The 15,691-nt window shown below is 48.5% G+C and carries 14 protein-coding genes; all 14 read left to right on the top strand.

Features of this window, described 5'->3' with window-relative positions; genetic code table 11:
• Positions 1 to 5: 5 nt before the first annotated feature.
• The 14 genes from gspD to EP073_RS13845 all read left to right on the top strand — a co-directional run bounded on the left by gspD (position 6) and on the right by EP073_RS13845 (position 15,502).
• A complete protein-coding gene (gene gspD, locus EP073_RS12755; protein ID WP_128467547.1) occupies positions 6 to 1,841 on the top strand; it encodes a type II secretion system secretin GspD in 1,836 nt (611 codons plus the stop codon).
• Positions 1,838 to 3,295 carry a GspE/PulE family protein gene (locus EP073_RS12750; RefSeq protein ID WP_128467546.1) on the top strand — a complete coding sequence of 486 codons (1,458 nt, stop codon included), beginning with the start codon at positions 1,838 to 1,840 and terminating at the stop codon, positions 3,293 to 3,295. Before gspD ends, EP073_RS12750 begins: the two co-directional genes overlap by 4 nt.
• Positions 3,295 to 4,491 carry a type II secretion system F family protein gene (locus tag EP073_RS12745; RefSeq protein ID WP_128467545.1) on the top strand — a complete coding sequence of 399 codons (1,197 nt, stop codon included), beginning with the start codon at positions 3,295 to 3,297 and terminating at the stop codon, positions 4,489 to 4,491. Before EP073_RS12750 ends, EP073_RS12745 begins: the two co-directional genes overlap by 1 nt.
• A gap of 251 nt (positions 4,492 to 4,742) precedes the next feature.
• Complete coding sequence (lepA, locus tag EP073_RS12740) at positions 4,743 to 6,545, top strand: translation elongation factor 4 (RefSeq protein WP_128467544.1); 1,803 nt, start codon at positions 4,743 to 4,745, stop codon at positions 6,543 to 6,545.
• A 1-nt stretch (position 6,546) separates the two neighbouring features.
• Complete coding sequence (lepB, locus tag EP073_RS12735) at positions 6,547 to 7,221, top strand: signal peptidase I (protein ID WP_128467543.1); 675 nt, start codon at positions 6,547 to 6,549, stop codon at positions 7,219 to 7,221.
• A gap of 91 nt (positions 7,222 to 7,312) precedes the next feature.
• Positions 7,313 to 7,636: a hypothetical protein gene (locus EP073_RS12730; RefSeq protein ID WP_128467542.1), complete on the top strand. Its 324-nt coding sequence runs from the start codon at positions 7,313 to 7,315 to the stop codon at positions 7,634 to 7,636.
• Positions 7,636 to 8,358: a UMP kinase gene (gene pyrH / locus EP073_RS12725; protein WP_128467824.1), complete on the top strand. Its 723-nt coding sequence runs from the start codon at positions 7,636 to 7,638 to the stop codon at positions 8,356 to 8,358. Before EP073_RS12730 ends, pyrH begins: the two co-directional genes overlap by 1 nt.
• The gene (gene frr, locus EP073_RS12720; RefSeq protein WP_128467541.1) at positions 8,351 to 8,908 is read left to right on the top strand and encodes a ribosome recycling factor; all 558 of its coding nucleotides are present in this window, start codon (positions 8,351 to 8,353) and stop codon (positions 8,906 to 8,908) included. Before pyrH ends, frr begins: the two co-directional genes overlap by 8 nt.
• Complete coding sequence (uppS, locus tag EP073_RS12715) at positions 8,908 to 9,630, top strand: undecaprenyl pyrophosphate synthase (protein WP_128467540.1); 723 nt, start codon at positions 8,908 to 8,910, stop codon at positions 9,628 to 9,630. Before frr ends, uppS begins: the two co-directional genes overlap by 1 nt.
• 71 nt (positions 9,631 to 9,701) lie before the next feature.
• Entirely contained in the window at positions 9,702 to 10,496 is a 795-nt protein-coding gene (locus EP073_RS12710) for a phosphatidate cytidylyltransferase (RefSeq protein ID WP_128467539.1), read from the top strand.
• A 1-nt stretch (position 10,497) separates the two neighbouring features.
• Positions 10,498 to 11,601 carry a 1-deoxy-D-xylulose-5-phosphate reductoisomerase gene (gene dxr / locus EP073_RS12705; protein WP_128467538.1) on the top strand — a complete coding sequence of 368 codons (1,104 nt, stop codon included), beginning with the start codon at positions 10,498 to 10,500 and terminating at the stop codon, positions 11,599 to 11,601.
• Between the two features lie 7 nt (positions 11,602 to 11,608).
• Complete coding sequence (gene rseP / locus EP073_RS12700; protein WP_128467537.1) at positions 11,609 to 12,679, top strand: RIP metalloprotease RseP; 1,071 nt, start codon at positions 11,609 to 11,611, stop codon at positions 12,677 to 12,679.
• Positions 12,680 to 12,883: 204 nt separating this feature from the next.
• Entirely contained in the window at positions 12,884 to 15,289 is a 2,406-nt protein-coding gene (locus EP073_RS14120; RefSeq protein ID WP_128467536.1) for a flagellin N-terminal helical domain-containing protein, read from the top strand.
• Between the two features lie 45 nt (positions 15,290 to 15,334).
• A complete protein-coding gene (locus EP073_RS13845) occupies positions 15,335 to 15,502 on the top strand; it encodes a hypothetical protein (protein ID WP_164885376.1) in 168 nt (55 codons plus the stop codon).
• The last annotated feature ends 189 nt before the right edge of the window (positions 15,503 to 15,691 follow it).

The raw sequence follows: 15,691 nt of genomic DNA, 5'->3' as shown, positions 1-15,691 counted from the left end.
GTGAGATGAAGCGTTTTATAGTTATAGTTTTATTATTAATCTCCGTTAATTCGTACGCTCAGTACGATGTGAACTTCAACAACATGTCCATGAAGGATTTTGTTAAATTCACCGCAGAGTTTACCGGGAAAAACTTCGTTTACGACGAAAATGACCTCAGGGGTCAGGTAACGGTTCAGACCGGAATGAAGATGAACTCCAAGGACGTTATGGACATTTTTTACGCCACCCTTGAGCTGAACGGACTTACCGCTGTTGATAAACAGCGCTACATCCAGATCGTAAAAAGCGGCGATGTGAAGTTCTACGGCGATAACTATGTGGACAGCATGACAGGAAAAGAGAACGGTTTTCTCACCACCGTTGTTTCCCCGAAAAACTTCAACGTGCGCATGCTTGTTTCAGTGCTTAAAAACCTCAGTTCCAGAAGCGGCAACTCGGATATACTGGTTGGCATGAACGCAATTGTCATCCGTGATTCGGCAGACCGTGTGCAGAAGATAATGAGCATTCTCGACACCCTTGAGAAAGAGGCGGCGGGATATACAGTCAAAAGCATAATCATCAAAAACGGACTCGCCTCCAACGTGGAGAAAATAGTATCCAAGCTTTATGCCGAACTCCAGAAAAACTTCATGACAGCGGCTGATCCGGTGATAGTCGCCGATGATTACTCAAACGTGCTTGTAATAGCCGCCAAAGAAGGCGACTTTGAAAGGATAAACTACATAATAGATCAAGTGGACAGTTCAGCCTCCTCCGCCCAAAGCCAGCCGAGAGTTTTTTATCTCAACAACTCCAACGCTGAAGATGTGGAGAAGGTGATGAACAAGCTCCTCTCAGCCGTCACAGACCCCAAGACTCAGGCTGTGGTCAAGTCTCAGGTTGCTGCGGACAAAGCCACAAACTCAATCATCGTCGTGGGTGATCAGGAGCTTTATCAAAATGTTGAAGGACTTATAGAAAAACTCGACATACCCAGAAGACAGGTTTACGTGGAAGCGCTGATCATCGAAACCACTCTGGACAGCGGCAACCAGTTTGGTGTTGAATGGCAGACAGCGGCAGGCGGGAGCAGCGGTGTCGGCACTATTGGCTTCACAAACGATAATGGCGGACTGAGCAGCTTCCAGAGTGCCGTATTAAGTGACGGTACTATTCCGTCAATGGCAAGCGGGTTCAGCCTTGGTATCCTCGGCGATATAATAGAGTATGACGGTGTTAAGTTTCCATCACTGAGTCTTCTTGTTAACGCAATAAAATCCGCTTCCGGAGTAAACATACTCTCGAATCCGCAGATACTGACTCTTGACAACGAAGAGGCTGAGGTATTCGCCGGAGAGAACAGACCGTTCCTCACAAGCACAAAATATGATTCAAACAACAACCCCGTTCAGTCATATGACTACCGTGACGTGGGTGTTAAGCTGAAAATTCAGCCCCATATATCCGCAAACGATTATGTGACCCTTTCGATCGAACAGGAAGTCAAAAAGGTCAGTTCAAGTACATTCGATTCCTCTCAGCCGATCACGCTTACACGCAACACCAAAACCAAGGTTAAGCTGAAAAACGGTTCAATGGTTGTTATCAGCGGACTTATGAAGGACGATTCCTCCGAGGATCGTTCCGCTGTACCCGGTCTCTCAAAGATTCCGCTTATCGGGTGGCTGTTTAAAAACACAAGCAAATCCTATGAAAAAACAAACCTGATGGTGTTTATTAACGTGCAGATCATAAGCAATCAGGATGAGGCGGAAGAGCTTTCGGAAAAGAAAAGGCAGGAATCGGTAGACTTTAAGAACGAAACGAATAAAACAATTGAAAAGAGCTTTAAATGACAGCCTACGAGAAGGTGCTTGAGCATTACCTTAAATTTCCGGACAGAAGCGACTTCGTGCCCGTTGCGGGCGGCGAAGATGAAGTGTCTGTTTTATACAGCGGAAGCATTGGGCTTGCCAAAGCCCGCTTCCTTGCATTTCACATAGGTGTGAATGCTCACCTTGTGTCCTCCGAAAAGGAGAAGATCTTTGAAATCCTTGAAACCCTCGGCGGAGACGTCAGCGGGGATGAATACGGCAGCAGTGAAGAGGTCTTTGAGGACGGCGAAGGGAATATTCTCTCAGCTTCCTACGATGACGCTCCGATCATCAAGCTGGTGAACCAGCTGATGATTCAGGCTGTTAAAAACGGAGCCAGCGATATTCACTTTGAAGGCAAGGACAACGCCTTTGCGGTGCGTTTCAGGGTGGACGGCAAACTCAGCACCATCCGCCAGTTTCCCAAGAAGATGCAGGATTCCGTCATAGCGCGTATCAAGGTTATATCATCACTTGATGTGGCGGAAACAAGAAAACCGCAGGACGGCAGGATAAATATGAAGATAGGCAACCGCACCATTGACGTGCGCGTTTCCACAGTCCCTTCCGTCACAGGCGAGAAGGCAGTTCTCCGTATTCTTGAACGCTCAAAAAACATGGCTACACTCGAAAAAGTAGGCATGAACGGGCATAATCTTGATATTTACAGGGCTGCGCTCAAGCGTCCCAACGGAATTATTCTCGTAACCGGTCCCACAGGCTCCGGTAAGACCACAACCCTTTACGCATCGCTCCTTGAACTCATTTCAGACGATACAAATATAGTCACCATAGAAGATCCTGTGGAATACCAGATGGAGAAGATAACACAGGTTCAGGTAAACCCCGCGGTGAATATCACCTTTGCCAATGCCATCCGCTCCTTCCTCCGTCAGGATCCGGACATAATACTCGTGGGCGAGATCAGAGATGAGGAAACCGCTCAGGCGGCAGTTCAGGCGTCGCTCACAGGTCACCTTGTGCTCTCCACACTCCATACAAACGATGCGCCCACTGCGGTTGCGAGGCTTGTTGATATGAATGTTGAGCCCTTCCTCATTTCATCATCGCTCCTCTGCACTATGGGGCAGAGGCTTGTGCGTAAGATATGTCCTCACTGCAAAACAGAAGTGCAGTCTGATGATTATGTGAAGAACTATTTCGCCGCCGAAGGCTTCACGCTGCCGAAGCATTATATGGGCAAGGGCTGCGACCAGTGCTTCAACACAGGCTATAAAGGGCGTACAGGCATATTCGAGATTATGACGATAAATGATCCGCTCCGCAAAATGATAAACGACCGCGCCTCCTCCACAGAACTGATGAAGGAAGCAAAAAAACACGGCTACCAGCGCATGTTTGACTATGGTTACGATCTTGTTAAGGAAGGAACTACCACCCCGTGGGAGCTTATTGCGGTCACAAGGATTGATTAATGCCAACCTTCACATACACCGGCGTAAATAAAAGCGGAAAAAAAGTCAAAGGCGTTCTGGACGGGGACACTAAGAACTCCGCCGTGTCAAGACTCATGGCGGACGGGATACTCGTGTCCGACATACGCTCCATGCGGGATAAAAAGAGTTTTCTGACTTCATTTCAGCTTTTCAGCGGAAAAAACGCCGTGCCGGATATATTTTTTCAGCTTTCTCTGCTGCTTAAAAGCGGCATAGCTCTTGTCCATGCCCTTAAGGTAATGTCCGGTTCTTCCGCAAGGGGACGGATGCGCAACATCATGATGGATGTCGCGGGAACAATCTCAGAGGGTAAAAGATTCTCCGAGGCGCTGGGCAAATACCCGTACACCTTCGAGGAGATGTACGTAAACCTGATCAAAACGGCGGAAGAGGTAGGCAGACTGCCCGAAGTACTCATGGATATAGCCCGTTTTGAGGAGGAGAAAAAGAAGGTCAAAGGCAAGCTCACCAGTGCGCTTATGTACCCTATGGCAGTTCTGATCATGGGTATGGGCGTCGTGGGCTTCCTGCTCAGTTATGTCGTGCCTAAGCTTGAGGGGATCTTCTCAGCCGCCGGTTCAGATATTCCGACGAGCACAAAGACGCTTATCGCAATCTCGTCCGTGCTTCAGTCCTATGGTATTTTTATATTTATACTCGTACTCGCCGCCGCGGTCGGCGTTCGCTGGTACTACCGCAACAATGTTAAATTCAGAATGAAAATAGATTCCAGACTTCTGGAAATACAGTTTATAAACCATGTTCTCATCGCACGTTTCGCCCACGTTGTGGCGTTTCAGGTAAGCGAGGGTCTGCCTCTTACCGAGGCTCTGGATAATGCCGCAAAGGTTTCATGGAACAGAGCGTTCACCTCAAAGGTTGACGCAGTCGCCGATAAAGTTCGCTCCGGAGACAGGTTCTCGGACGCTGTTAAAAGAGTGGGCGGATTCACCGAGCTTTTTGAAGCCGCGGCGGCAACAGGGGAACAGTCGGGCAATGTTGCCGAGCTTCTTGAAAGGGTGAGCTCATTCTTCGGCAAAAAGTCCGAGGAGCTGACCACAAGGTTTGTTTCTATTATTGAGCCGCTGTTTATAATGTTCATCGGAATAATCATCGGCTTCATAGTGATTTCCATCATGGATCCGCTGTTCTCGCTCAATACTCTCGTCAGATAAATTTTTACATTTGCACGGTTTTGTAGTATGAACATATTCGTTTGAGTGAAGGTGTGCCTGAATTTCTGTTTTCCGCGGAGGAATTTTTTCAGCAAAAAGCTCCACGGAAAGGTTTAAAATTATAAAGAACTTAACATTGAAAAACTTTGGAGACCAAGTTTTGAGAAAATAGTCAGCAGGCATGCCGATTTTTTCAGAAAAGGTTTCTTATATATAAGAAAAAATTAAAAATACCGACTTGAAAGGTTTAAATGAAACAAGAGCTTATTCGCAATTTCAGCATTGTAGCGCATATTGACCACGGCAAGTCCACCATTGCCGACCGTCTCATTGAGTTTACCGGCGGTCTGGACAAAAGGAACATGAAGGAACAGGTTCTGGACAGCATGGATATTGAGCGTGAGCGCGGAATTACAATCAAAGCGCAGACTGTGCGCCTTTTCTATAAAGCCGATGACGGCAATACCTACCAGCTCAACCTTATCGATACTCCCGGGCATGTGGATTTCACCTATGAAGTTTCCAGAAGCCTTGCCGCGTGCGACGGCGGTCTGCTTGTGGTGGACGCCGCTCAGGGCGTGGAGGCACAGACAATCGCCAACGCCTATATGGCGATAGATCAGGATCTGGAGCTTATTCCTGTTCTCAATAAGATTGACCTCCCCAGCGCCGATCCGGACAGGGTCAGGAAAGAGATTGAGGATATAGTGGGGATTGACGCCAGCGACGCAGTACTCGCCAGCGCAAAGGACGGTGTGGGGATCAAGGAGATTCTTGAGTCTGTGGTCAGGCGCATCCCTGTACCGAAGGGTGACGAGAACGCTCCGCTTAAGGCTATGATATTCGACTCATGGTACGACAGCTATCAGGGCGTTGTAGTTCTGATCAGGGTAATTGACGGAACTGTTAAAGCGGGAGACAAGATCAAGTTCATGTCCACCAACCAGCAGTATCTGTTGGACAAGGTAGGGGTTTTTACTCCTAAGCCGCTGACGGTGAATGATCTTTCCGTGGGCGAGGTGGGTTTCTTCACCGCTGCTATTAAAGATATAACCGATGTTAATATAGGCGATACAGTGACGCTCGCGTCCAATCCGGCAAAGGAAGCGTTTCCCGGGTTCAAGACAGTTAAGCCCGTGGTATTCTGCGGTCTCTACCCTGTGGATTCCGCCGATTTCGAGGATGTGCGTGACGCTCTGGACAAGCTTAGGCTTAACGACAGCTCCATAACATACGAAGCGGAAAGCTCCGTTGCTCTGGGGTTTGGGTTCCGCTGCGGCTTCCTTGGTCTGCTCCATATGGAGATAATTCAGGAGAGGCTTGAGCGTGAGTTTGACCTTGATCTGGTTACCACAGCCCCCACGGTTGTGTTCAAGGTGATGAAGACAAACGGAGAGATGATAGAGGTGGATAACCCCGCTGATCTTCCCGAGCCTTCGGAGATAGACTTCATCGAGGAACCTATAATAGCCGCGACCGTGATCCTGCCTGAGACCTATGTGGGCGGAATAATCCAGCTTATGGTTGCAAAACGCGGCACACAGAAGAACATGCGCTACCTCACGCAGGGCAGGGTTATTCTGGAGTATGAACTCCCTCTCGGCGAAGTTGTCATGGATTTTTACGACAAGCTTAAGTCCATATCAAGGGGCTATGCCTCCTTCGATTATGAATTCGCGGGCTACAGGCAGGCGAATCTTGTTAAGCTTGATATACTTATAAACGGCGAAGCCGTGGACGCCCTCAGCATAATAGTTCACAGAGACCACTCTTTTTATAAGGGGCGGGATCTTGTGGAGAAGCTGAAGGAAGTTATCCACAGACAGATGTTCGACATAGCGATTCAGGCGGCAATCGGTAATAAAATTCTTTCCCGTTCGACAGTTAAGGCGTTCAGGAAAAACGTTATCGCAAAATGCTACGGCGGGGACATAAGTCGTAAGCGCAAGCTTCTTGAAAAGCAGAAAGCGGGTAAGAAACGCATGAAGCAGGTGGGCAATGTGGAGATTCCGCAGGAAGCCTTCCTTGCAGTGCTTAGGATAGGACAGGATTAAGATGGCTGAAAAAGAGAACATGAAGATCACACCGGAAAATACCGAAGCAGAGAAACCGAAAAAAAAGAAGGACGGGTTCTTTGACTCCCTCGTTGTGGCTGTGGTCATAGCTCTGTTCATAAAAACTTTTCTGATACAGACATATACGATTCCATCCGGCTCCATGTTGGACACTCTGCTCATAGGCGACTATATCATCGTGAACAGACTTGCCTATAAGTTCGGCGATCCGGAAAGAGGGGATGTCATGGTGTTCGAGTACCCCCTTGAGCCCGCAAAGAGCTTCATCAAAAGAGTGATAGGCACGCCGGGCGATAAGATAAGTATAAGGAACAAGCAGCTTTTCATAAACGGTGAACCGTATAAAGAGGACTACAAGCAGATTAAGGACGATGCCTACTTCCCCGCAGAGCTCACCAGCAGGGATAACATAGAGGAATTTACAGTGCCCGAGGGAAAGTACTTCATGATGGGCGACAACAGGGACGCCAGCTATGACGGGCGCTTCTGGGGCTTCATCTCAAAGGATATGATCAAGGGCAGGGCGCTTCTGATCTACTGGTCGCTGGAGACGCCGGAGTATGACTCCCCGTGGTCGAAAATGCCTCTGCGCGCGCTGAGATTTCTCAATCCCAAGTACGATCGCTTCGACAGGGTCTTTAAACTCATTCATTGAATTTGAGTATGTTTCATGCAATAATCATTAGGATGGAAAGCTCCCGCACAAGGGGGCTTTGCGCCTGAATCGTGCGTGAGGCGGTGAAGATATGGGAACTTTCGTAAGGGTTATTATTTTTATCATCGTGCTTTATCTTGGGGCGATGGCGGCTTTGCCTTGGATCAAATACAAAATGTTTGAAAACGCTTTTGAAAACGCCGTGGATTCCTCCAATCTGGAGAATATTCCGGTGAATATCGCTAAGGCCGCAGAGGATGTAGGCATACCGGTTACCGAAGAGGATGTGATCATAGAGGAATACGTGGACAAGCGAAAGTTTTCTGTCACGTACGACGCTGAGGCCGAGCTTCCCTTTAAAACGCTTAAATTTACCTATACTATTGAAGGTTATAAAAATATCGAGGCTGAATGATGGAGCTTAAATACAAACGGGTGCTGCTCAAGCTGAGCGGCGAAGCGCTCATGGGCGAGAGCGGGTACGGCATAGACGTGGACACGGTAAATTTTATTGCCCGGGAAATAAAAGAGGTTCAGGAACTAGGCGTTAAAGTCGGCATAGTTGTGGGCGGCGGAAACATTTTCAGAGGCGTTTCCGAAGCCTCCAAATCAATGGACAGAGTAACGGCGGACTATATGGGCATGCTTGCCACGGTTATAAACGCTCTTGCGTTGCAGGACGCTCTTGAGAATCACGGCTGCGCAACCCGTGTGCAGACCTCCATCGAAATGAGGCAGATAGCCGAACCCTTCATCCGCCGTCGGGCGATGAGGCATCTTGAGAAAGACAGGGTGGTGATCTTCGCCGCCGGAACAGGCAACCCTTATTTCACCACGGACACAGCGGCGACACTCCGCTCATCCGAGATGAATGCCGAAGTTGTGCTGAAGGCGACCAAGGTTGACGGCATATACGACAGTGACCCCAAGAAAAACCCCTGTGCGGTAAAATACGAAAGTATAAACTATCTTCAGGTGCTCAACGAAGGACTCAAGGTTATGGATTCCACTGCTATTTCCATGTGCATGGACAACGCCATGCCCATAATAGTTTTTAACATATACGGCAAAGGAAACATGAAAAAAATAATAACAGGCGAAAAGATAGGAACAATAGTGGAGGTTGATAATGCTTAATACAGTGCTCAATGAAGCATCATCTAAAATGGAGAAGGCTCTTAACCACCTTAAGGATGAATTTAAGGCGGTAAGAACAGGCAGAGCCTCCATTTCCGTTTTTGACAATGTAAGGGTTGACTATTACGGAACACCCACGCCACTCAGCGGTGTGGCTACCTTAAGCGCGCCGGAACCCAGACTCATCGTCATTCAGCCGTGGGACACAAGCCTCATCCCCGCCATAGAAAAAGCGATAATGTCCAGCAACTTAGGCTACAATCCGCAGAACGACGGCAAGGTTGTCCGCATCCCAATTCCTCAGCTTACCGAAGAGCGCAGAAAAGAGTTCGTGAAGCTGGTTAAGAAAATGGGCGAGGAAACAAAGGTTGCCGTGCGCAATATCCGCCGTGACGCCAACGACGAACTGAAAAAACTCGAAAAAGATAAAACTATTTCCGAAGACGACTGCAAGAAAGGACAGGACAAAGTTCAGGAAGTCACAAACGATTTCGTGAAAAAGATTGATTCCGCCATTGAGCATAAAGAAAAGGAAATAATGGAGATCTGATGCCCGATATACTGCCCGTTCATCTGGCGATAATCATGGACGGAAACGGCAGATGGGCTAAACAGCGGAAAATGCCCCGCATAATGGGGCATAAGAAAGGGGTGGATGTTGTCAATAAGGTTGTGCGCCACTCCTCAAGGCTCGGTATAAAATACCTCTCCCTGTTTGCCTTCAGTATGGAAAACTGGAAACGTCCCGGCGACGAGGTTGGTTTTCTCATGCGCCTTCTTGATGAATATATCGAAAAAGAGCTTACTACTATCCTGAAGGAGAATATCCGCTTCACCGTGACAGGTCAGACGGAGCTCATCCCCGAAGGCACACGGAAAAAACTTCTGGATGCCGCGGACAGATCTGCCGCTAATACAGGCATGGTTCTTAACCTTGCCCTCAGCTACGGCGGCAGGGCAGAAATAGCAGACGCAGGCAGAAGGATAGCCGAACTCGCAGCGGCGGGCAGGCTTAAGCCGGAAGACATAACAGAGGATAACTTCCTTGAGTTTATGTATCATCCTGAGATTCCCGATGTGGATTTGCTTATCCGCACCAGCGGCGAACTGCGCATAAGCAATTTCATGCTCTGGCGCATAGCCTACAGCGAGCTCTACTTCACGGACAAGCTCTGGCCGGATATAACCGAAGATGATATAGACGAAGCCCTTGAAGACTTCGCCGGCCGTACCCGCCGATTCGGTAAAACCGACGAGCAGATTGATACATAACATCTTCATGATGTTCGGCTTAACGCTATCAATAAACAACAATCCTTTATTTTAAAACAAGGCAGGTTTTAGTGAGCAACAGACTGACACGTATTTTAACGGCAATAGCCGCTATGCCCCCGGTGATAGCGGGCATAATATGGCTTAACGATATAATGTTTTTTCTCGTCCTGCTTCTCCTTATACTGGGCGGAACATGGGAATTTTACAGGTTTCTCACGGCGGACGGAAAGCCGCTTCTCGCCTTTCCTGTCATGACCGGAGCAGTGCTCATACCCGCGGGCTTTTTTCTCGGCGGAACATCCGGGGCTCTTTTCGGGCTTTATATAGCCTCGGCGATGGTGTTTGTCATCAAGCTGTTCGGCAAAGCCCCCTTGGACGACACCTATGAGCACCTTTCAGTCTCTATGATAGCTATAATGTATTATCCGTTTTTCATGTCTTTTTTCATCCCTCTCAGGGAGATAGATTTTCACTGGCTTTTTTATCTCTGTGCAATCATCTGGTTCAGCGATTCATTCGCCTATTTCATCGGAGTCATGTTCGGCAAAAGAAAAATGTATGAGCTTATCAGCCCGAAAAAGAGCATGGAAGGGCTTGCGGGCGGCTTCATCGGCGGCATAACCGGCGCTTTTCTTTATGCTCATTTTTTTATGGAGATCTCCCTTGTCCATGTGCTTATCTCTTCCGTGCTTCTTACAGGAGCGGGTGTTGTGGGTGACCTTGTGGAATCCATGTTCAAGCGCAAGAGCGGGATAAAGGACAGCGGCACGGTTTTCCCCGGGCACGGCGGAATACTGGACAGGACAGATTCCATTGCGTTTGCCGCTCCTGTGCTGTATTTCTATGTGATGCTGGCGGTGTAGTGTGAAAAAAATTGCCATAATAGGTTCCACAGGGTCTGTCGGCAGACAGGCTCTGGATGTTATCCGGCTCAACAGGGAGCTTTTTGATGTGGTTCTCCTCTCGGCGAACTCCAACAGAGAGCTTCTTGAGGAACAGTGCGCCGAGTTCGGCACGAAAAAATCATGCCTCACTCACGGCAGCAGCGAATGCCTTATTTCTCTGCTTGACGAAACAGAGGCGGATCTTGTTCTCATAGCCGCAGTGGGGGCGGCAGGGATACTTCCTGCCTACGAAACTGTGAAGAAGGGGACTGATATTGCCCTCGCCAACAAGGAATCCATAGTCGCCGCAGGCAGGCTTATTCTGGACGCCGCTAAGAAGAGCGGAGCAAGGGTTATACCCGTTGACAGTGAGCATTCTGCTGTTTATCAGTGTCTTATGGGTCATAAGAAGGAGCATGTGGCGAAGATAATTCTCACAGCCTCCGGCGGCGCCTTCCGCAAAACCCCCAATGACGCGCTGGAGTTTATGGGTGTGAAAGAGGCGCTTAAGCACCCTAACTGGAACATGGGCAGCAAGATAACAGTGGATTCCGCAACCATGATGAATAAGGGGCTTGAGCTTATCGAAGCCCGTTATCTTTTTGACATAGAGCCGGACAGGCTGGATGTTGTCATACATCCGCAGAGCATAGTCCATTCCGCCGTCAGCTATACGGACGGCAGTATGCTTGCCCAGATGGGTTATCCGGATATGCGTGTGCCTATCTCCTTTGCGCTCGGTCTGCCGGAGAGGATAGAGAGCGGCGTGAGACAACTTGATCTCTGCGAAATTTCGAGGCTTGATTTCTTTAAGCCGGATCTTAACAAATACGGGTGTCTGAGGATCGCTTTTCAGGTATTGAAAAAGGATATGAACGGTCCTATGATTATAATGAATGCGGCGAATGAAATTGCCGTTGAACATTTTATGCGCAAATCAATCAGTTTCATAGACATCGCTCCGGTGATAGAAAATGTGCTGGATGCCTTCGGCGATTGTACCGCCGAGGGGATAGATGAAATACTTGAGCTGGACGGAGCCGCCAGACGCTGGTGCAGTGATTTAATACAGGCTCGGAGATAATTATAAAATGATTCAGGCGATAATACTCTTAGGACTGCTCATCTTCTTTCATGAGCTGGGTCACTTTCTGGTTGCGAAATACTTTAAGGTGTATGTGGAGAAGTTTTCCATAGGTTTCGGACCGAAGCTTTTTTCATGGAAAAGAGGCGAGACGGAATACATGCTTTCGGCGATTCCTCTGGGCGGCTATGTGAAAATGTACGGTGACGGGGCTGATTACAACCCCGAAGGCGACACGGAAACTCCGCCGGAGATGAAAGAGAGGGCTTTCAATAACAAGCCGCTGTATGCCCGCTCGCTGATAGTTTTTGCCGGTCCATTTGCCAACTTCCTTCTGGCTGCCATAGTTTACGCAGTTATCTTCATGGCGGGTGTGCCCCGCGCGACGGCTGTTATAGGCGAACTCATGCCCGACATGCCCGCAGTTGAGGCAGGGCTTCTTGAAGGGGATAAGGTGATTTCCGTGGACGGAAAGCAGGTAACCTTCTGGGATGAAATGAGCTCATATATCATAGAACGCCCGGGCAGAGAGATAGTCTTTGAGATTCAGCGAGACGACAGCCGCATGGAAATAGTGGTAACGCCCAGAGAAAGCGTTCAGAAAAACGTTTTCGGCGAGGATGTGAAGGTCGGTCTGGTTGGTGTTAAGGTTTCGGATCAGTATGTAAGAGTAAATTACGGCTTCTTCCCCTCTGTTAAGATGGGTGTGGAGAAAACAGCGGAAGTGACAGGGCTGATCATCACCGGAGTTGTTAAAATCTTCCAGAAGTCGGTTCCCGCTGACTCCATAGGCGGACCGATAATGATCCTCCAGATGGCGAAAAGCTCGGCGGATGAGGGAGTGCTGATGCTTCTGGGGCTTATGGCGGCTATCAGCGTGAACCTTGCCATACTGAATCTTCTGCCCATTCCCGTGCTGGACGGCGGACATCTTCTTTTTTACGCGGTTGAAGCCGTCACCAGAAGACCGGTCAGCATAAAAATAAGGGAATATGCGAACATGGCGGGGATGATGTTCATCTTCGGTCTTATGTTCTTCGCTTTTTACAATGATATAATCAGGATAATCAAAAGCTGAAAGAGCTAAGCTCAGCATGAAATATTGAGGCGGGGTTTCTTCCCCGCCTTTTTTGTTTTCTTAAATCATCTTATAAATCAGTTACTTATAAAAAAGATCGTTTTTCTTAAATTTTTTTTCTAAAGATTTGATCGAGTCTGTACGATTGTGAATATGCGCAAGGAAGCGCGAGATGCCTCTATTGAAAGAATCAAGGAGGATGACATGGCACTCACAATTTATCAGAACGTGATGTCTCTGAATACGCAGAGATACCTCGGACAAACTCAGAACCAACTCAGTAAGTCTCTTGAGAGACTCTCATCAGGTCTGCGTATCAACCACGCAGCAGACGATGCTTCCGGCCTGGCGATATCCGAAAAACTCAGAGGGCAGATAACCGGTCTTAAAAGAGCGTCAATGAACGCTCAGGACGGTATATCCATGCTCCAGACCGCAGAAGGCGCCCTCGGCGAAGTAAGCTCCATGCTTCAGCGTATGAGAGAACTCGCAGTTCAGGCGGCGAACGGTACCTATACCTCAAACGACAGGATCGAAATCCAGAAGGAAGTCGACCAGCTCAAAGACGAGATCGACAGGATCTCCACCTCTACCGAATTCAACACCAAAAAGCTTCTCAACGGTGACGGAACAGCTCTCTGGTCTGCAAGCAGTGACGCGATCAGCGCAATAATCAGAGACGACGTGGCCGAAGGGAACTACAAAATTGAGCTCAATACTCAGGCCGGTCAGAATCAGGTTTTTAAAACCGACATCATGACCCTTAAGGATGGTATAATCGGCGCTGAGATAGTAACCTCAGGCTCATCCAGCGGAAACCTGACAAACGTATCTTTTGTCAGCGATCCCGAAACAATGCCGTCTACAGGCACTGCGTACTTCAGTGTTGTAATAAGCGGCAACGGAGTCATAGCAAGCTCATCAAGCACAGTCCAGACTCTGGCATACTACGGACAACCCGGCTCTTCCTTCCTTGTGAGCAATGCAACAGCAGCCGCGACAGGCGGCAGAAGCGGTTATATCGAAGTCGAATTCGCTGACGATGCCAACGCCGGCGACACTGCGAATGTAACCCTTAATGTAAGATTCATAGACGCCCTTACGGGCACGGTAAGCCAGTGGGTTAAGGTTACGGCAGCCTACACTGCGCTTTCATCTTCAACATATACTGTGGACACAGCCGCAGCGGGTCTTCAGAACTCCGCCGGCAACACCATAGACATAGACTTCAGCTTTACGCTTTCAGCCAGCGGCTCTGTGCAGAGCGGTGACAAGGTTCTCTTCTCGCTCTCAGGCGGTGTCGCGGCAAACGGCAACTACGCGGGATCAGGCGGCGGTTCTATCCAGCTTACAGGCGGTCCCGTAGGACAGAACGGTCCCACGATCTACTTCACAGCCCAGAATTCACTCACTCCTCCCGACAACGGAGACACTATAACCGACTACAATCAGGTTCAGGTTTACTATGCTCAGCTCAATACCCAGACAGGAAACCTTGACCTCGGTAACCTGACGCTGAATTTCAAGGAGCTGTCAAACGATCAGCCCACCCCGAACGGGCGCACTATGACAGATGCCTTTGATCTTGAAATCACCGGAGCGGGCGAAGCGGCAACTACAACGACCAAACTGAAGGATATATCGGTGTTTACTGATGCTGACGGGAATAATATTTTCAGCAACAAACAGGAACTCACAATATGGGGTAACGGCTCTAACATTACCATATACCTTCAGGGCGACGACACCATAGCAGACCTTGAACAGAAGCTTGAGGAAGCTATTGCCGAACTCGGCATGGGTTCTGATTCCGCCAGCGTAAACAGCCATCTCGTGGATTACGTTTCAATGCCCTCCAACAGCGGTGAAAGAAGCGTTAAGGGTACTTTCATAATCCAGACAGCTCTTACAGGAGAGCAGGGAGAGATTTCTTTCAGCGGCGATCAGGCTCTTATAGACGCTTTTTCTCTCGCTGAGATTCAGGAATCAGTGAACAACACCACTAAGGTAACTGTAAAAGACGCTCACACTGGTCAGCTTGTCGGTGTGGACGAAACAAGTGATGACAGGGTTTACGGTATAATCGACGGTGTGGAAATAGTTATAGACTCCCGCGCCGGCGTTACCGAAACATGGAACTCTGTTACTCAGTCAATAGAATTTGCGACAGACACCAGCTCCGCCGCGAAAGAACATTTCCTCCATGTTGTTGATAACTCCACAGATCTCCAGATCGGAGCGAATCAGGGGCAGTCTCTCTCAGTGTCCATTCCTCAGCTTGATGTTGAGGGGCTCGGAATTGAGAATGTTACCCTTGTTTCACAGACACTTGCTCAAAGGGCCATCCCCGATATTGATGCCGCTCTGAACAAGGTTGTAACCGTGAGGGCGACTATCGGTGCGCAGATCAACAGGCTCGAATACACCATCACAAACCTTGATACGGCAAGAGAGAATATGACCGCCGCCGAATCACGCATACGCGACCTTGATGTTGCGGATGAAATGGCGACGTTCACAAGGTATCAGATACTCAGCCAATCAGGCGTAGCAATGCTGGCGCAGGCTAATCAGATACCCCAGATGGCTCTTTCGCTTCTTCAGGGTTAGTCATTGAAAACATGGATGTAGTTTCCTAAAACATGGAGGTGTGCTATGGCTGCAGTGAGTGTTCAGAAAACAAAAGGTGAAAATTCTCAGCTTAATCAGCTTCAGGAACTCTTGAGGGAGATGTTCCAGAGCAACTTTTACGGATCGGTGGAAGTTAAGTTTGAAGGCGGAAAAGTCACTATAGTTAAAAAGACTCAGTCATTAAAAATATAGTAAATTAACAGCGGGGAGACGCAGGATGCGCTCCCCTTTTTTTATTTTAAGCTTCTCAGCAGGTTAAGATCTTCAGCGAGTTTTCATTACCGTTGCCGGCAGATACTGTCCGGAAATTTTTTCACAACATCTGGACTTTTATTCAGCTTAAAGTTATACAGATCATATAAGTAACTTCAGGTGAAAGCA

The sequence above is a fragment of the Geovibrio thiophilus genome, from assembly GCF_004087915.1.
Classification (GTDB): domain Bacteria; phylum Chrysiogenota; class Deferribacteres; order Deferribacterales; family Geovibrionaceae; genus Geovibrio; species Geovibrio thiophilus.
Note: the sequence above shows the minus strand (reverse complement) of the source record. Positions and strands in the feature narration are given on the sequence as shown.

Excerpts from the sequence above, each read along its gene's own strand:
- gspD (WP_128467547.1), top strand. The coding sequence starts at position 6 with ATGAAGCGTTTTATAGTTATAGTTTTATTATTAATCTCCGTTAATTCG.
- EP073_RS12750 (WP_128467546.1), top strand. The coding sequence starts at position 1,838 with ATGACAGCCTACGAGAAGGTGCTTGAGCATTACCTTAAATTTCCGGAC.
- EP073_RS12745 (WP_128467545.1), top strand. The coding sequence starts at position 3,295 with ATGCCAACCTTCACATACACCGGCGTAAATAAAAGCGGAAAAAAAGTC.
- lepA (WP_128467544.1), top strand. The coding sequence starts at position 4,743 with ATGAAACAAGAGCTTATTCGCAATTTCAGCATTGTAGCGCATATTGAC.
- lepB (WP_128467543.1), top strand. The coding sequence starts at position 6,547 with ATGGCTGAAAAAGAGAACATGAAGATCACACCGGAAAATACCGAAGCA.
- EP073_RS12730 (WP_128467542.1), top strand. The coding sequence starts at position 7,313 with ATGGGAACTTTCGTAAGGGTTATTATTTTTATCATCGTGCTTTATCTT.
- pyrH (WP_128467824.1), top strand. The coding sequence starts at position 7,636 with ATGGAGCTTAAATACAAACGGGTGCTGCTCAAGCTGAGCGGCGAAGCG.
- frr (WP_128467541.1), top strand. The coding sequence starts at position 8,351 with ATGCTTAATACAGTGCTCAATGAAGCATCATCTAAAATGGAGAAGGCT.
- uppS (WP_128467540.1), top strand. The coding sequence starts at position 8,908 with ATGCCCGATATACTGCCCGTTCATCTGGCGATAATCATGGACGGAAAC.
- rseP (WP_128467537.1), top strand. The coding sequence starts at position 11,609 with ATGATTCAGGCGATAATACTCTTAGGACTGCTCATCTTCTTTCATGAG.
- EP073_RS14120 (WP_128467536.1), top strand. The coding sequence starts at position 12,884 with ATGGCACTCACAATTTATCAGAACGTGATGTCTCTGAATACGCAGAGA.
- EP073_RS13845 (WP_164885376.1), top strand. The coding sequence starts at position 15,335 with ATGGCTGCAGTGAGTGTTCAGAAAACAAAAGGTGAAAATTCTCAGCTT.